The following is an 11,830-nucleotide window of genomic DNA, read 5'->3' on the forward strand; positions in this document are numbered from 1 at the left end:
CCCGTCATCCCCGTACATCCCGCCAGGCCCCCGGAATTCCCTCGGCCACGTCATGCGCCCCCACCGGCGCCCCGTCCGCCGCGAACCTCGCCGAGAGGCCATGGAGGTACGCCGCCACGCTCGCAGCATCCAGCGCCGGGAGCCCGGTCGCCAGCAGCGATCCCGCCAATCCCGACAGCACGTCGCCGCTCCCGGCCGTGGCCAGCCAGGACGTGCCCGTCGGGTTCACCCGGACCGGGCCCGCGCCCCCGGCGTCGGCCACCAAGGTCGTCGACCCCTTCAACAGCACGGTCGCCGCATAACGCGCCGCCAACTCCCGTACCGAAGCCAGCCGAGCCCCCTCGACCTCCTCCCGTGCCACCCCGAGCAGCGCCGCCGCCTCCCCGGCGTGCGGGGTCATCAGGGTCGGTGCCGTACGGCCCCGTACCGCGTCCGCGTCCGCCAGCCGCAGCCCGTCCGCGTCGATCAGCACCGGGACGTCCGTCGCCAGCACCTCCGCCACGGTCGCCGCGTCGTCCCCGGCGCCGGGGCCGACGACCCAGGCCTGCACGCGTCCGGCCCTCTTCGGTCCCCGGTCCGACACCAGCGTCTCGGGGAACCGCGCGATCACCGCGTCCCCGGCGGGACCGACGTACCGTACGGCGCCCGCCCCGCCCCGCAGCGCCCCCGCCACGGCCAGTACGGCCGCGCCCGGATACCTCGCCGATCCCGCAGCGATGCCGACGACCCCGCGCCGGTACTTGTCCGTCTCCGCCACCGGCAGCGGCAACAGCGCCGCCACGTCCGCGTGTTGCAGCGCCTCCAGCTCCACCGCGTCGTTAGGCAGCGCCAGACCGATGTCCACCAGCCGCACCACCCCGGCGTACTCCCGCGCAGGATCGATCAGCAGCCCCGGCTTGTGCGTGCCGAAGGTGACCGTCAGATCGGCCCGCAGTGCCCGGCCGCGTACCTCGCCCGTGTCGACGTCCACACCGCTCGGCAGGTCCACGGCGACCACGGCCGCCCTCGATCGGGCCACCGCGTCGGCCAGCGGTACCGCCTCCTGACGTAGCCCGCCCTTGCCGCCGATCCCGACGATCCCGTCGACGACCAGATGCGCGCGCTCGATCAACTCCTCGGCGGCCTCGACCCCCACCGCCCGGCCGCCCGCCCGACGCAGTGCCGCGAGGCCCCCGGCGTGCGCCCGCCCGGGCATCAGCAGCACCGCCGTGACTCCCGCCCCGCGCCTGGCCAGTCGGGCCCCGGCGTACAGGGCGTCGCCGCCGTTGTCGCCGCTGCCGACCAGCAGGACGATCCGGCTGCCGTACACCCGGCCCAGCAGATCCGCGCAGGCGGCGGCGAGTCCGGCCGCCGCCCGTTGCATCAGCGTCCCGTCCGGAAGCCGTGCCATCAGCTCCCGTTCGGCCGCCCTTACCGTCTCCACGCTGTACGCACTCCGCATGCGACCGAGTCTCCCGTACCCGGCAAGGCTCGTCGCATCCATTGACGCTTTGCCGTGCCTTTGCCAAACTCACCGGCCCCCACAGGATGAATCGATTCAGTCGAAATGGATTCGATGAGATCGGTTCGAAGAGAGGAAGCCCCCATGCGACGCAGAGTCGCCCTCCTCGCCGCGGCCGGTGCCACCGCCCTCCTCACCGCCGTCGGCACCCTCAGCGCCCCCACCCCCGCCGCGGCCGCCGCCTGCGGTGAAGGCTCCTACCAGGCCGAGGCCGTCCTCAGCGGCAGCACCTGGACCGCGCGGCGCGGCGGCAGCACCGTCTACACGGGCGGGGACATGCGGGCCGCCGTCCAGGCGGCCGTCAACAGCCTGACCGCCGGGCGCACCGCCAAGGAGCGGGTGGTGGTGCGAGGTTCGGGAGCCATGTCCGCCGGGTCGCGGATCTCCCTGCCCAGCTACACCGTGCTCGACGTCTGCGGCACCATCAACGTCACCGGCAGCGGTTCCGGCGACCAGGCGCCCGTCTACTCGCGCGGCACCCGGGACGTCGAGGTCCAGCACCTGAACCTCACCGGCGGCCCGCTGTACGGGATCTTCCTGCGCAACGTGCAGAACGTCGTCCTCGGGCAGATCGACATGCGGCTGTCGCGCGGGCTCGGCGTCCGCATCGACAACCGCGGCGACACCAGCCAGTGGACGCGCAACGTCCGGATCGACAACGTGTACGTCTCCGGGGCCTCCAGCCACGCCGTGGAGACGTACGGCGTCGACGGCATCACCATCGGCACGGTGACCGCGCGCAACGTGGGCGAGTCGGGTCTGCTGCTCAACCAGACCATCAACGCCACCGTCACCAAGGTCGACGCCGAGAACGCGGGCACGGGCACCGGGTACGCCGCCTTCCGCATGGCCAACCGGAACGGGCGGGTGGGCAGTTCGTACCCGACCAACATCCGGGTGGGCGAGGTCATCGCGCGTGGCGGCGGGCGCGGGGTGTTCTGCGTGTCCGAGAGCGGCGGGGCCGTCATCGACCGGGTCACCCTCTCCAACACCGGCAACAACTCGGTGCTGATCGAGAACTGCTACAACGTCAACCTCGCCGCCCAGTCCGGAACCATCACCGGCGGCGGGGAACTGCGGCTCGCGGCGCGGTCGGAGTTCGCGAACAACCGGGACATCACCGTGCAGAACCTGACCGTGACCAACTCGGCGATCAGGGAGAGCCCTTGCGGTGAGAACACCACCTTCCGGAACATCACCCGCGTGAACACCAGCCAGTCGATCTGCTGACGGCCGGCCGACTACGGGTGGCGGAGGCTCGGCCCGTGCCTGTGGCTCAGCCCTCCGCCACCACCACCGCCGACGCCACACCGGCGTCATGGCTCAGCGACACATGCCACGACCGCACGCCCAGTTCGGCAGCCCGCGCCGCCACCGTTCCCGTCACCCGCAGGCGCGGCCGGCCGCTGTCCTCGACGAAGACCTCGGCGTCCGTCCAGAGCAGACCCGAGGGCGCGCCCAGTGCCTTGGCGAGGGCCTCCTTCGCGGCGAAGCGGGCGGCGAGCGAGGCGATGCCCCGGCGTTCGCCGCTGGGCAGCAGCAACTCGCTCTTCAGGAACAGCCGATCGGCCAGCCCGGGCGTGCGCTGCAGCGCCGCCTCGAATCTGTCGATCTCGGCCACGTCGATACCGACCCCGATGATGCTCATGCCGAGCACCCTACGGTCGGCGTCCCGTTCGCCGATGCCGGGCTCCCCGCTCCTCATTAGGGTGACGCCGCCGCGCGGCACCTGCCGCCCGGCAGGCCCTCACGCTTCCCTGTGCGCATGATCAGCGGACGTATCGCAAGTCGGAGCCTGGCCGTAGTGCTGGCCGCGGCCACCCTGCTGCCCGTCGGCAGCGCCTCGGCCGACCCCGTCCCCCCGGACTCCGGACCGCAGGCCGAACTCGCGCCGCAGGATTCGGGACCGCAGGCCGAACCGGTGCCGCAGGATCCCGAGCCGCAGACCGGCTCTGTCTCCCGGGACGCCGAGCCGCAGACCGGCCCCGACTCCCGGGACGCCGAGCCGCAGACCGGCCCCGACTCCCGGAACTCCGAGCCACAGGCTGCCCCCGTCTCCCCGGACTCCGAGCCGCAGGCCGAGCTCGTGCCCCCGGACTCCGCAGCACAGGCCGACCCCGTCCCCTCCGACTCCGGGCCGCCGCACGACCTCGTGCCCGGAATGCCCCTGGGCCTGCCCCCGCTCTGGCAGACGGACACGCCCGACCAGGCGCTGGCGCCGGAGGTGTACACACCCACCCCCGAGGAGGACGCCGTCGAGCCCGAGGACGCGCCGCGGGAGGCCTACGACAGCGTGGAGTACGTCGATCCCATCGACGCCCTCGGGGGCGTGAAGTGCAGTGAGGAGACGGGCCCGCGGCAGCGACAGGTCGAGAAGTGGCTGAAGCTGCCGGTGGACGGGGAGCAGTCGGCCGCCGACTGCCGGGCCATCCGCGCCTTCCAGAAAAAGCACGGCATCAAGCCCGCCATCGGGTTCGCCGGACCTCTGACCTGGGCCACCATGCAGCTCGTCGACGCCCGGAAGAACCCGAACGCCGACAAGAAGTGCCCGGTGCGGGCGTACCGGGTCGCCTGTGTCGACCTCGACCGGCAGCTGACCTGGGTGCAGCACGGCAAGAAGGTCGTGTTCGGGCCCGCGCCCATCCGCAGCGGACGGGAGGGATACGGGACGCGCACCGGGTGGCACACGGTCTACTGGCGGCACAAGAACCACGTGTCGACGCTGTACAAGAGCCGCATGCCCTACTCCCAGTTCTTCAGCGGGGGCCAGGCCTTCCACGGCGTCTACGGCAACATCTTCAGCCCCGTCGGCTCGATGGGCTGCGTCAACATGCGCCTCGACGAGGCCCGGCGGCTGTGGCGCGTGCTGAAGCAGAACGACCGGGTGTACGTGTGGGGGCACCGGCAAGAGGCGTAAGTCCGTGGCCGGACCCGGTGGCCACGGGTGGGGGTCCCGGCTCGGCGGTGTTGTCGGACCCCTCTGAGACACTGGGGGCGCGATGACAGAAACAGCAGCCCTGCGGACCGCGCCCCTGCGAGCCCGCGCCGAGATCGATCTGGCCGCCCTGCGGGCCAATGTGCGGACCCTGCGCGCCCTCGCGCCGGGCGCGGCCCTCATGGCCGTCGTGAAGTCGGACGCGTACGGCCACGGGGCGGTGCGGTGTGCCCGCGCGGCCGTCGAGGCGGGCGCCGCCTGGCTCGGTACGGCCACGCCCGAGGAGGCCCTCGTGCTGCGGGCCGCCGGGCTGGACGACGTACGGATCATGTGCTGGCTGTGGACGCCGGGCGGGCCCTGGCGGGAGGCCATCGAGGCCGACCTCGACGTCTCCTTGAGCGGGATGTGGGCCCTGCGGGAGGTCACCGACGCCGCCCGGCAGGCCGGCGCCTCCGCGCGCGTGCAGCTCAAGGCCGACACCGGGCTCGGGCGGGGCGGCTGCCAGCCCGGGGACGACTGGGCCGAGCTGGTGCGTGAGGCGCTGCGGGCCGAGGCCGACGGGCTGGTCCGGATCACCGGGCTCTGGTCGCACTTCGCCTGCGCCGACGAGCCGGGCCATCCGTCCATCGCCGCCCAGCTCTCCCGGTTCCGGGAGATGGTCGCGTACGCCGAGGCACAGGGCGTGCGCCCCGAGGTGCGGCACATCGCCAACTCACCCGCCACGCTCACCGTCCCCGACAGCCACTTCGACCTGGTGCGCACCGGGATCGCGACCTACGGCATCTCGCCCAGCCCCGAGCTGGGCAGCCCCGCCGACTTCGGGCTGCGGCCCGTGATGACCCTCTCGGCGTCCCTCGCGCTGGTGAAGCACGTGCCGGGGGGCCACGGCGTCAGCTACGGGCATCACTACATCACCCCGGGCGAGACCACCCTCGGCCTCGTCCCCCTCGGCTACGCCGACGGCATCCCGCGGCACGCCTCGGGCGCCGGGCCCGTCCTGGTCGGCGGCAAATGGCGGACGGTCGCCGGGCGCATCGCGATGGACCAGTTCGTCGTCGATCTGGGCGGGGACGAGCCCGAGCCGGGCGCGCAGGCCGTGCTGTTCGGGCCCGGTGACGGCGGTGAGCCCACCGCCGAGGACTGGGCGCAGGCCGCGGGAACCATCGCCTACGAAATCGTCACGCGGATCGGAACGCGCGTTCCACGCGTCTATAGAAATGCGTCCACCTGATGTGTCCATCTGGATGCGTCCATGTGATGCCTCGACGCGATGCGTCTATGTGATGCGTCTATCCGAATGCATCTAGGTGAATGAGGAACAAGACGGGTAACCCGTAGCGGAACACCCCTTCGGACAACACCTGCACCATCCGGCACCTACGTCACACCGGCACCACCCGACCCAGCGAAGAGGAGCGGTACGTGAGCGAGAGCAGTGCGGAGGCCGCGGTCGCGGCCGTCGCCTCCGCCACGGGGGCGGCCGCGAACTGGCGCAGGGCCACAGGCATCGCCGGTGCGGCGATAGGCGTGATCGCGGCGGGCGCGGCCGCGGGCGTCGCCATAGAGCGGATGACCGTGGGCCGGGGCATGCGGCAGAAGGCCCGCCTCGCCCTCGACTCGGCGGGACCGTACGGATCGCTGCGCGGCATGCCCGGCAAGGCCTACGCCGACGACGGCACCGAGCTGTACTACGAGGTCGACGACCTCGACCCGGAGGCCGCCCCCGCCCTCACCCCGCGCAGGCGACGGCTCTTCGGGCGCAAGTCACCCGCCCCCGTCACCGTCGTCTTCAGCCACGGCTACTGCCTCAGCCAGGACTCCTGGCACTTCCAGCGCGCCGCGCTCAGGGGCGTCGTCCGCACCGTGCACTGGGACCAGCGCAGCCACGGCCGGTCCGGGCGGGGCGTGGCCCAGGTCGAGAACGGCGTGCCGGTCGACATCGAGCAGCTCGGGCGCGACCTGAAGGCCGTCATCGACGCCGCGGTGCCCGAGGGGCCGATCGTGCTGGTCGGGCACTCCATGGGCGGGATGACGGTGATGGCGCTGGCCGACCAGTACCCCGAGCTGATCCGCGACCGGGTCGTCGCCACCGCCTTCGTCGGTACGTCGTCCGGACGGCTCGGCGAGGTCAACTTCGGGCTGCCCGTCGCCGGTGTGAATGCGGTACGGCGGGTGTTGCCGGGCGTGCTCAAGGCGCTGGGGCAGCGGGCCGAGCTGGTGGAGAAGGGGCGCCGGGCCACCGCCGACCTGTTCGCGGGGATCATCAAGCGGTACTCGTTCTCGTCGCGGGACGTCGACCCGGCCGTCGCCCGGTTCGCCGAGCGGATGATCGAGGGGACGCCGATCGACGTGGTCGCGGAGTTCTACCCGGCCTTCGCCGACCACGACAAGACCGAGGCGCTCGCCCTCTTCACGGAGATGCCGGTGCTCGTCCTCGCCGGTGTGGGCGATCTCGTCACGCCCAGTGAGCACAGCGAGGCGATCGCCGATCTGCTGCCGGACGCCGAGCTGGTGCTGGTGCCGGACGCCGGGCATCTGGTGATGCTGGAGCACCCGGAGGTGGTCACCGACCGCCTGGCCGACCTGCTCACCCGCTCGGGTGCCGTGCCCGCAGGGGCTACCGTAAGTGGCTATGGAAGCACCAGCAGCACCGCACAACGCGGGTGACCTCGAGCTGACCGTCACTTCTCCCGACCAGATGCGGGAACTGGGCCGCCGCCTCGCCAAGCTGCTGCGCGCCGGCGACCTCCTGATGCTCAGCGGGGAGCTCGGCGCGGGCAAGACGACGCTCACCCGGGGCCTCGGCGAGGGGATGGGGGTCAGGGGAGCGGTCACGTCCCCGACCTTCGTGATCGCCCGCGTGCACCCCTCCCTCGGCGACGGCCCGCCCCTCGTCCACGTCGACGCCTACCGGCTCTCCGGCGGCCTCGACGAGATGGAGGACCTCGACCTCGACGTCTCACTGCCGGAGTCGGTGATCGTCGTGGAGTGGGGCGAGGGCAAGGTCGAGGAGCTGACCGAGGAACGGCTGCAGGTCGTCATCCACCGGGCCGTCGGGGACACGACCGACGAAGTACGCCACGTCACCGTGACCGGGCTCGGCGAGCGCTGGGCGGCGGTGGACCTGAGCGTGCTGTCCGCGTGAGCGGGCGCGGGCGGGCCGGGTGCGGTGGATGCGCCGGATGAACATTCCGACAAGACGTCGGCAAGATATTGCGTTCGCGGTCTTGCGCGTGGTCACATGGTATCCAGTCCGTAGTTAGGTGTACCTAACTACGTCCGCCCCCGGCCCCAGGAGGCGTCCATGTCGGCATCGGAGAACAAGGCCCAGCAGCGGCCGCGGCCGCAGGTGGTCGCGGGGGTGTCCATGCGTGATCTGCTGGCGGCCGGAGCCGCCGCGAACGTGATCTCGACCCCGCCGCGGCTGCCCGATCCGGAGGCTGCGGGGGCATCGGCTGATCAGGGGCACCGCAAAGCTGCGTAGCGCTCCGCTGGGTTGCGCCGGGGGGTGGGTGCCGCGGTGGGTCGGCTGTCGTCCGCGGCGCCGTCGTGGCTGGTCGCACCCACGCGGCGGAGCCGCATATCGATACAGCCCCGCGCCCCTGAAGAGCGCCTCGCCCCCTGCCTCAGCGGATCACCGCCACCGTTCGGCCGATTGTCGCGAAGTCCCACATCGCGGCTCCGTCCACGCGGGACTCGCGGATGCCGCCCGTTTTCACGGCCGGGTCGGGCTGGGGGGTCGAGCCGTCGACGGCCGCGCTGAAGCCGATGGTGACGCCTTCCACTTCGGTGAAGCGGACGACGTGCTCGATGGCGGTGCCGTCGGTGCCGGTGACCGCGTTGGAGCGGGACGTGACCGAGTAGACGCCCGGTGCCGGGTCGACCGATCCGGCGGTGACGCGGAACGTGCGCTTGACCGCGTCGCCCTCGCCGACCAGCCACACCCGGTCGTCGTCCAGCGAGTACACGACCCGCACACCCGTACCGGACCCGGCGGGCAGCGCGCCGGACTCCCTGCCGTCGCGGGGCCCCTCGGCGGCACTCACTTCGGGTGAGCTGCTCGCCCCGGGCCTGGCCAGGTCGGCCGGGACGCTCGCCGAGGCCTGGTAGGCGAGGAAGCCGACGGTCGCGAGCGCGGCCGCGGTGAGCCCCGCCACGAATCCGGAGCTGCTGCTTGCCACCGTCGCCCACCTCGGTCGTTCGGGTCGTATGTCATGATCCAGCCCGACCGTAGCAGCCGTCGGGCGTGCCGCCGGGGCGGCGCTTCCTGGGGCGAGAGCGCCGTAGGCTGTTTGCGTGCTCTTGCTCGCTCTGGATACCGCCACCCCCGCCGTCACCGTCGCGCTGCACGACGGTACGGACGTCATCGCCTCGTCGAGCCAGGTGGACGCGCGCCGGCACGGCGAGCTGCTGCTGCCGGCCGTCGACCGCGTCCTCGCCGAGGCCGAGGTGAAGCTCGACGCCGTCACCGGTGTCGTCGTAGGCATCGGCCCCGGCCCGTACACCGGGCTGCGCGTCGGCCTGATGACCGCCGACACCTTCGGGCTCGTCCTCGGAGTCCCCGTGCACGGCGTGTGCACCCTCGACGGTCTCGCCTACGCCGCCGACATCGAGAAGGGCCCCTTCGTCGTGGCGACCGACGCCCGGCGCAAGGAGGTCTACTGGGCGCGCTACGCCGACTCCCGTACGCGTCTGACCGACCCGGCCGTCGACCGGCCCGCCGACATCGCCGACCAGGTCGCCGGGCTGCCCGCCGTCGGCGCCGGCGCGCTGCTGTACCCCGACACCTTCCCGAGCGCCCACGAGCCCGAGCACGTGTCGGCGGCGGCCCTCGCGGGGCTGGCCGCCGAGAAGCTGGCGGCCGGCGAGGAACTTCCCGCACCCAGACCGCTGTACCTGCGCCGGCCCGACGCCCAGGTTCCCAAGAACTACAAGGTGGTCACCCCCAAGTGACAGGACAGCCGACCGGACCGCAGGGTGGGCCGCCCGCGACTCCTGTGCTGCGCGAGATGCGCTGGTGGGACATCGACCCGGTGCTGGGCCTGGAGAAGGACCTCTTCCCCGAGGACGCCTGGTCCCGGGGCATGTTCTGGTCCGAACTGGCCCACTCGCGCGGGCCCGAGGCGACGCGGCACTACGTCGTCGCCGAGGAGGGCGGACGGCTCGTGGGATACGCCGGACTCGCCTCCGCCGGGGACCTGGCCGACGTCCAGACCATCGCCGTCGCCCGGGATTACTGGGGGACGGGCCTCGGCAGCCGTCTCCTGACCGAGCTGCTGCGGGCCGCCACCGCCTTCGAGTGCGCCGAAGTGATGCTGGAGTGCCGCGTGGACAACGTCCGCGCGCAGAAGCTCTACGAGCGCTTCGGCTTCGAGGCCATCGGCTTCCGGCGCGGCTACTACCAGCCGGGGAACGTGGACGCCCTGGTGATGAGACTGACCACGAAACCCGACGGCGGCTCCGCCGCGGGTGCAACTTCCGTACAAGGAACCGAGATCAATGGCTGACTCACGCGACGAGCCGCTCGTACTCGGCATCGAGACCTCCTGCGACGAGACCGGCGTCGGCATCGTCCGCGGCACCACCCTGCTCGCCGACGCCATCGCCTCCAGCGTCGACGAGCACGCCCGCTTCGGCGGCGTCGTGCCGGAGGTCGCCTCCCGGGCGCACCTGGAGGCGATGGTCCCGACGATCGACCGCGCGCTGAAGGAAGCGGGGGTGAGCGCGCGGGACCTGGACGGCATCGCCGTCACCGCCGGTCCGGGGCTCGCGGGCGCGCTGCTGGTGGGTGTCTCGGCGGCGAAGGCGTACGCCTACGCGCTCGGCAAGCCGCTCTACGGCGTCAACCACCTCGCCTCCCACATCTGCGTGGACCAGCTGGAGCACGGGGCGCTGCCGGAGCCGACGATGGCGCTGCTGGTGTCCGGCGGGCACAGCTCTCTGCTGCTGTCCTCGGACATCACCTCCGACGTCCGCCCGATGGGCGCGACCATCGACGACGCGGCGGGCGAGGCGTTCGACAAGATCGCCCGCGTGCTGAACCTGGGCTTCCCGGGCGGGCCGGTCATCGACCGGTACGCGCGCGAGGGCGACCCGGCGGCGATCGCCTTCCCGCGCGGTCTGACCGGGCCGCGCGATCCGGCGTACGACTTCTCCTTCTCCGGCCTCAAGACGGCGGTCGCCCGTTGGATCGAGGCCAAGCGGGCGGCGGGCGAGGAGGTTCCGGTGCGGGATGTCGCGGCCTCCTTCCAGGAGGCGGTCGTGGACGTGCTGACCCGCAAGGCCGTCCGCGCCTGCAAGGACGAGGGCGTCGACCACCTGATGATCGGCGGCGGTGTGGCGGCCAACTCCCGGCTGCGGGCGCTGGCCCAGGAGCGGTGCGAGGCGGCCGGGATCCGGCTGCGGGTGCCCCGGCCGAAGCTGTGCACGGACAACGGGGCGATGGTGGCGGCGCTGGGTGCGGAGATGGTGGCGCGCAACCGGCCCGCGTCCGGCTGGGACCTGTCGGCGGACTCTTCGCTGCCGGTGACGGATCCTCATGTGCCGGGGGATTTCGGTGACCAGGGCCAGGGTCACGCCCACGGGCACGCTCACGGTCACGACCATGTGCACGAGGTCAGCAAGGAGAACCTGTACTCGTGACGGTCGCCTTGATGTGGGAGGCGCGGGCGGTTCCGGGGCGGGGAGAGGAGCTGCTCGCCTGGGCGCGGGCGCAGGAGCTCGACGCCGAGCCCCTGCGCCGGGAGGCCTTCCGCGCGCCCCAGGACCGGGTGCTGGTGATCACGTGGTGGGACGCGGCCTACGACGCCGGGCTGCCCGAACTGCCGGAACCGGCCGCCGGGTTGGTCACGCGGGCTGTGCACCGGTGGCGGTTCGAGTCGGTGGACGTGAGCTGACCGAGAGCTCCCACGGCCTGCTCCCGACGTGGCCTCGCCACACGGTCCTGCCGTGCCGGCGCTCCCAGTGGACGGCCACCGCGGCCTGCCCCAGCCAGTCCAGGGCCGACCCCAGCGGCAACAGGACGATCCACGGCTCCCAGAACACCGACACGGGCAGCGTGAGCATCAGGTACAGCACGAACAGCTTCCGGCTGAACGGCTGGTCGCGCAGGAAGCCGTCGGTGGGCAGGACCACGGCGGTGTCGTCGAGGGGCACGGCGGCCTCGAAGTGCCGTACGTCGCTGAACCCCTTGATCCTGGTCGCCTTCAGGAGTGTCGACACCAGCAGGAGGGCGAACAGGATCGCGGCGAAGCGCAGTCCCTCGGCCTTAGGCGGCGAGAACCCGCGGACGACACCGGCCGCGGTGGCGGCGACGGCACCGGCGGCAAGGATCGAGACGACGGCCCGCAGCTGGTGGTGAACGTACCTGTCCATGGCACCCCCTGGCGCTCCTG

14 protein-coding genes are annotated in these 11,830 nt (G+C 72.5%); 10 read left to right on the plus strand and 4 right to left on the minus strand.

All coding sequences use genetic code 11. The features are described 5' to 3' along the window. Positions 1-4: 4 nt before the first annotated feature. A complete protein-coding gene (locus ACIREI_RS06380; protein ID WP_403327917.1) occupies positions 5-1,441 on the minus strand; it encodes an NAD(P)H-hydrate dehydratase in 1,437 nt (478 codons plus the stop codon). Between the two features lie 144 nt (positions 1,442-1,585). Here ACIREI_RS06380 and ACIREI_RS06385 point away from each other — a divergent pair, with 144 nt between their 5' ends. Beyond that, positions 1,586-2,731, plus strand: a complete 1,146-nt coding sequence (locus ACIREI_RS06385; RefSeq protein ID WP_403327919.1) for a hypothetical protein — start codon at positions 1,586-1,588, stop codon at positions 2,729-2,731. A gap of 46 nt (positions 2,732-2,777) precedes the next feature. Here ACIREI_RS06385 and ACIREI_RS06390 read toward each other — a convergent pair whose 3' ends face one another. After that, positions 2,778-3,149, minus strand: coding sequence for a holo-ACP synthase (locus ACIREI_RS06390; RefSeq protein WP_403327921.1), 372 nt, complete (start codon positions 3,147-3,149; stop codon positions 2,778-2,780). A gap of 117 nt (positions 3,150-3,266) precedes the next feature. Here ACIREI_RS06390 and ACIREI_RS06395 point away from each other — a divergent pair, with 117 nt between their 5' ends. The 5 genes from ACIREI_RS06395 (at position 3,267) to ACIREI_RS06415 (ending at position 7,920) form a co-directional block, all read left to right on the plus strand. After that, entirely contained in the window at positions 3,267-4,418 is a 1,152-nt protein-coding gene (locus ACIREI_RS06395; protein WP_403327923.1) for a L,D-transpeptidase family protein, read from the plus strand. A gap of 82 nt (positions 4,419-4,500) precedes the next feature. After that, complete coding sequence (gene alr, locus ACIREI_RS06400; protein ID WP_403327924.1) at positions 4,501-5,667, plus strand: alanine racemase; 1,167 nt, start codon at positions 4,501-4,503, stop codon at positions 5,665-5,667. 191 nt (positions 5,668-5,858) lie between these two features. Beyond that, the gene (locus ACIREI_RS06405) at positions 5,859-7,103 is read left to right on the plus strand and encodes an alpha/beta fold hydrolase (RefSeq protein ID WP_403327926.1); all 1,245 of its coding nucleotides are present in this window, start codon (positions 5,859-5,861) and stop codon (positions 7,101-7,103) included. Continuing rightward, entirely contained in the window at positions 7,069-7,581 is a 513-nt protein-coding gene (gene tsaE / locus ACIREI_RS06410) for a tRNA (adenosine(37)-N6)-threonylcarbamoyltransferase complex ATPase subunit type 1 TsaE (protein ID WP_062698051.1), read from the plus strand. Before ACIREI_RS06405 ends, tsaE begins: the two co-directional genes overlap by 35 nt. Positions 7,582-7,740: 159 nt before the next feature. Further along, entirely contained in the window at positions 7,741-7,920 is a 180-nt protein-coding gene (locus ACIREI_RS06415; protein WP_403327928.1) for a hypothetical protein, read from the plus strand. Positions 7,921-8,062: 142 nt separating this feature from the next. Here the strand turns inward: ACIREI_RS06415 and ACIREI_RS06420 are convergent, their stop codons facing one another. Then, positions 8,063-8,617 carry a hypothetical protein gene (locus ACIREI_RS06420; RefSeq protein WP_403327930.1) on the minus strand — a complete coding sequence of 185 codons (555 nt, stop codon included), beginning with the start codon at positions 8,615-8,617 and terminating at the stop codon, positions 8,063-8,065. Positions 8,618-8,732: 115 nt separating this feature from the next. Between ACIREI_RS06420 and tsaB the strand changes: the two genes are divergently transcribed. The 4 genes from tsaB to ACIREI_RS06440 are packed head-to-tail and all read left to right on the plus strand — an operon-like array spanning position 8,733 to position 11,332. Next, entirely contained in the window at positions 8,733-9,389 is a 657-nt protein-coding gene (gene tsaB, locus ACIREI_RS06425) for a tRNA (adenosine(37)-N6)-threonylcarbamoyltransferase complex dimerization subunit type 1 TsaB (protein ID WP_403327932.1), read from the plus strand. A 56-nt stretch (positions 9,390-9,445) separates the two neighbouring features. Next, positions 9,446-9,943 (plus strand): ribosomal protein S18-alanine N-acetyltransferase, encoded by a 498-nt coding sequence (gene rimI, locus ACIREI_RS06430; RefSeq protein WP_403328067.1) that lies wholly within the window; start codon positions 9,446-9,448, stop codon positions 9,941-9,943. Further along, a complete protein-coding gene (gene tsaD, locus ACIREI_RS06435) occupies positions 9,936-11,078 on the plus strand; it encodes a tRNA (adenosine(37)-N6)-threonylcarbamoyltransferase complex transferase subunit TsaD (protein ID WP_403327934.1) in 1,143 nt (380 codons plus the stop codon). Before rimI ends, tsaD begins: the two co-directional genes overlap by 8 nt. Further along, entirely contained in the window at positions 11,075-11,332 is a 258-nt protein-coding gene (locus ACIREI_RS06440; protein ID WP_403327935.1) for a hypothetical protein, read from the plus strand. Before tsaD ends, ACIREI_RS06440 begins: the two co-directional genes overlap by 4 nt. On the opposite strand, the gene ACIREI_RS06445 is transcribed toward ACIREI_RS06440, so the two are convergent. After that, on the minus strand, positions 11,283-11,810 hold the full coding sequence (locus ACIREI_RS06445) for a hypothetical protein (protein WP_403327937.1): 528 nt from the start codon (positions 11,808-11,810) through the stop codon (positions 11,283-11,285). The two genes, ACIREI_RS06440 and ACIREI_RS06445, sit on opposite strands and share 50 nt — an antisense overlap. Positions 11,811-11,830 lie beyond the last annotated feature (20 nt).

Origin of the sequence: Streptomyces sp. NPDC093591 (assembly GCF_044764885.1) — a bacterium.
GTDB lineage: Bacteria > Actinomycetota > Actinomycetes > Streptomycetales > Streptomycetaceae > Streptomyces.

Excerpts from the sequence above, each read along its gene's own strand:
- ACIREI_RS06390 (WP_403327921.1), bottom strand. The coding sequence starts at position 3,149 with ATGAGCATCATCGGGGTCGGTATCGACGTGGCCGAGATCGACAGATTC.
- tsaD (WP_403327934.1), top strand. The coding sequence starts at position 9,936 with ATGGCTGACTCACGCGACGAGCCGCTCGTACTCGGCATCGAGACCTCC.
- alr (WP_403327924.1), top strand. The coding sequence starts at position 4,501 with ATGACAGAAACAGCAGCCCTGCGGACCGCGCCCCTGCGAGCCCGCGCC.
- rimI (WP_403328067.1), top strand. The coding sequence starts at position 9,446 with ATGCGCTGGTGGGACATCGACCCGGTGCTGGGCCTGGAGAAGGACCTC.
- ACIREI_RS06385 (WP_403327919.1), top strand. The coding sequence starts at position 1,586 with ATGCGACGCAGAGTCGCCCTCCTCGCCGCGGCCGGTGCCACCGCCCTC.
- ACIREI_RS06415 (WP_403327928.1), top strand. The coding sequence starts at position 7,741 with ATGTCGGCATCGGAGAACAAGGCCCAGCAGCGGCCGCGGCCGCAGGTG.
- ACIREI_RS06445 (WP_403327937.1), bottom strand. The coding sequence starts at position 11,810 with ATGGACAGGTACGTTCACCACCAGCTGCGGGCCGTCGTCTCGATCCTT.
- ACIREI_RS06395 (WP_403327923.1), top strand. The coding sequence starts at position 3,267 with ATGATCAGCGGACGTATCGCAAGTCGGAGCCTGGCCGTAGTGCTGGCC.
- tsaE (WP_062698051.1), top strand. The coding sequence starts at position 7,069 with ATGGAAGCACCAGCAGCACCGCACAACGCGGGTGACCTCGAGCTGACC.
- ACIREI_RS06380 (WP_403327917.1), bottom strand. The coding sequence starts at position 1,441 with ATGCGGAGTGCGTACAGCGTGGAGACGGTAAGGGCGGCCGAACGGGAG.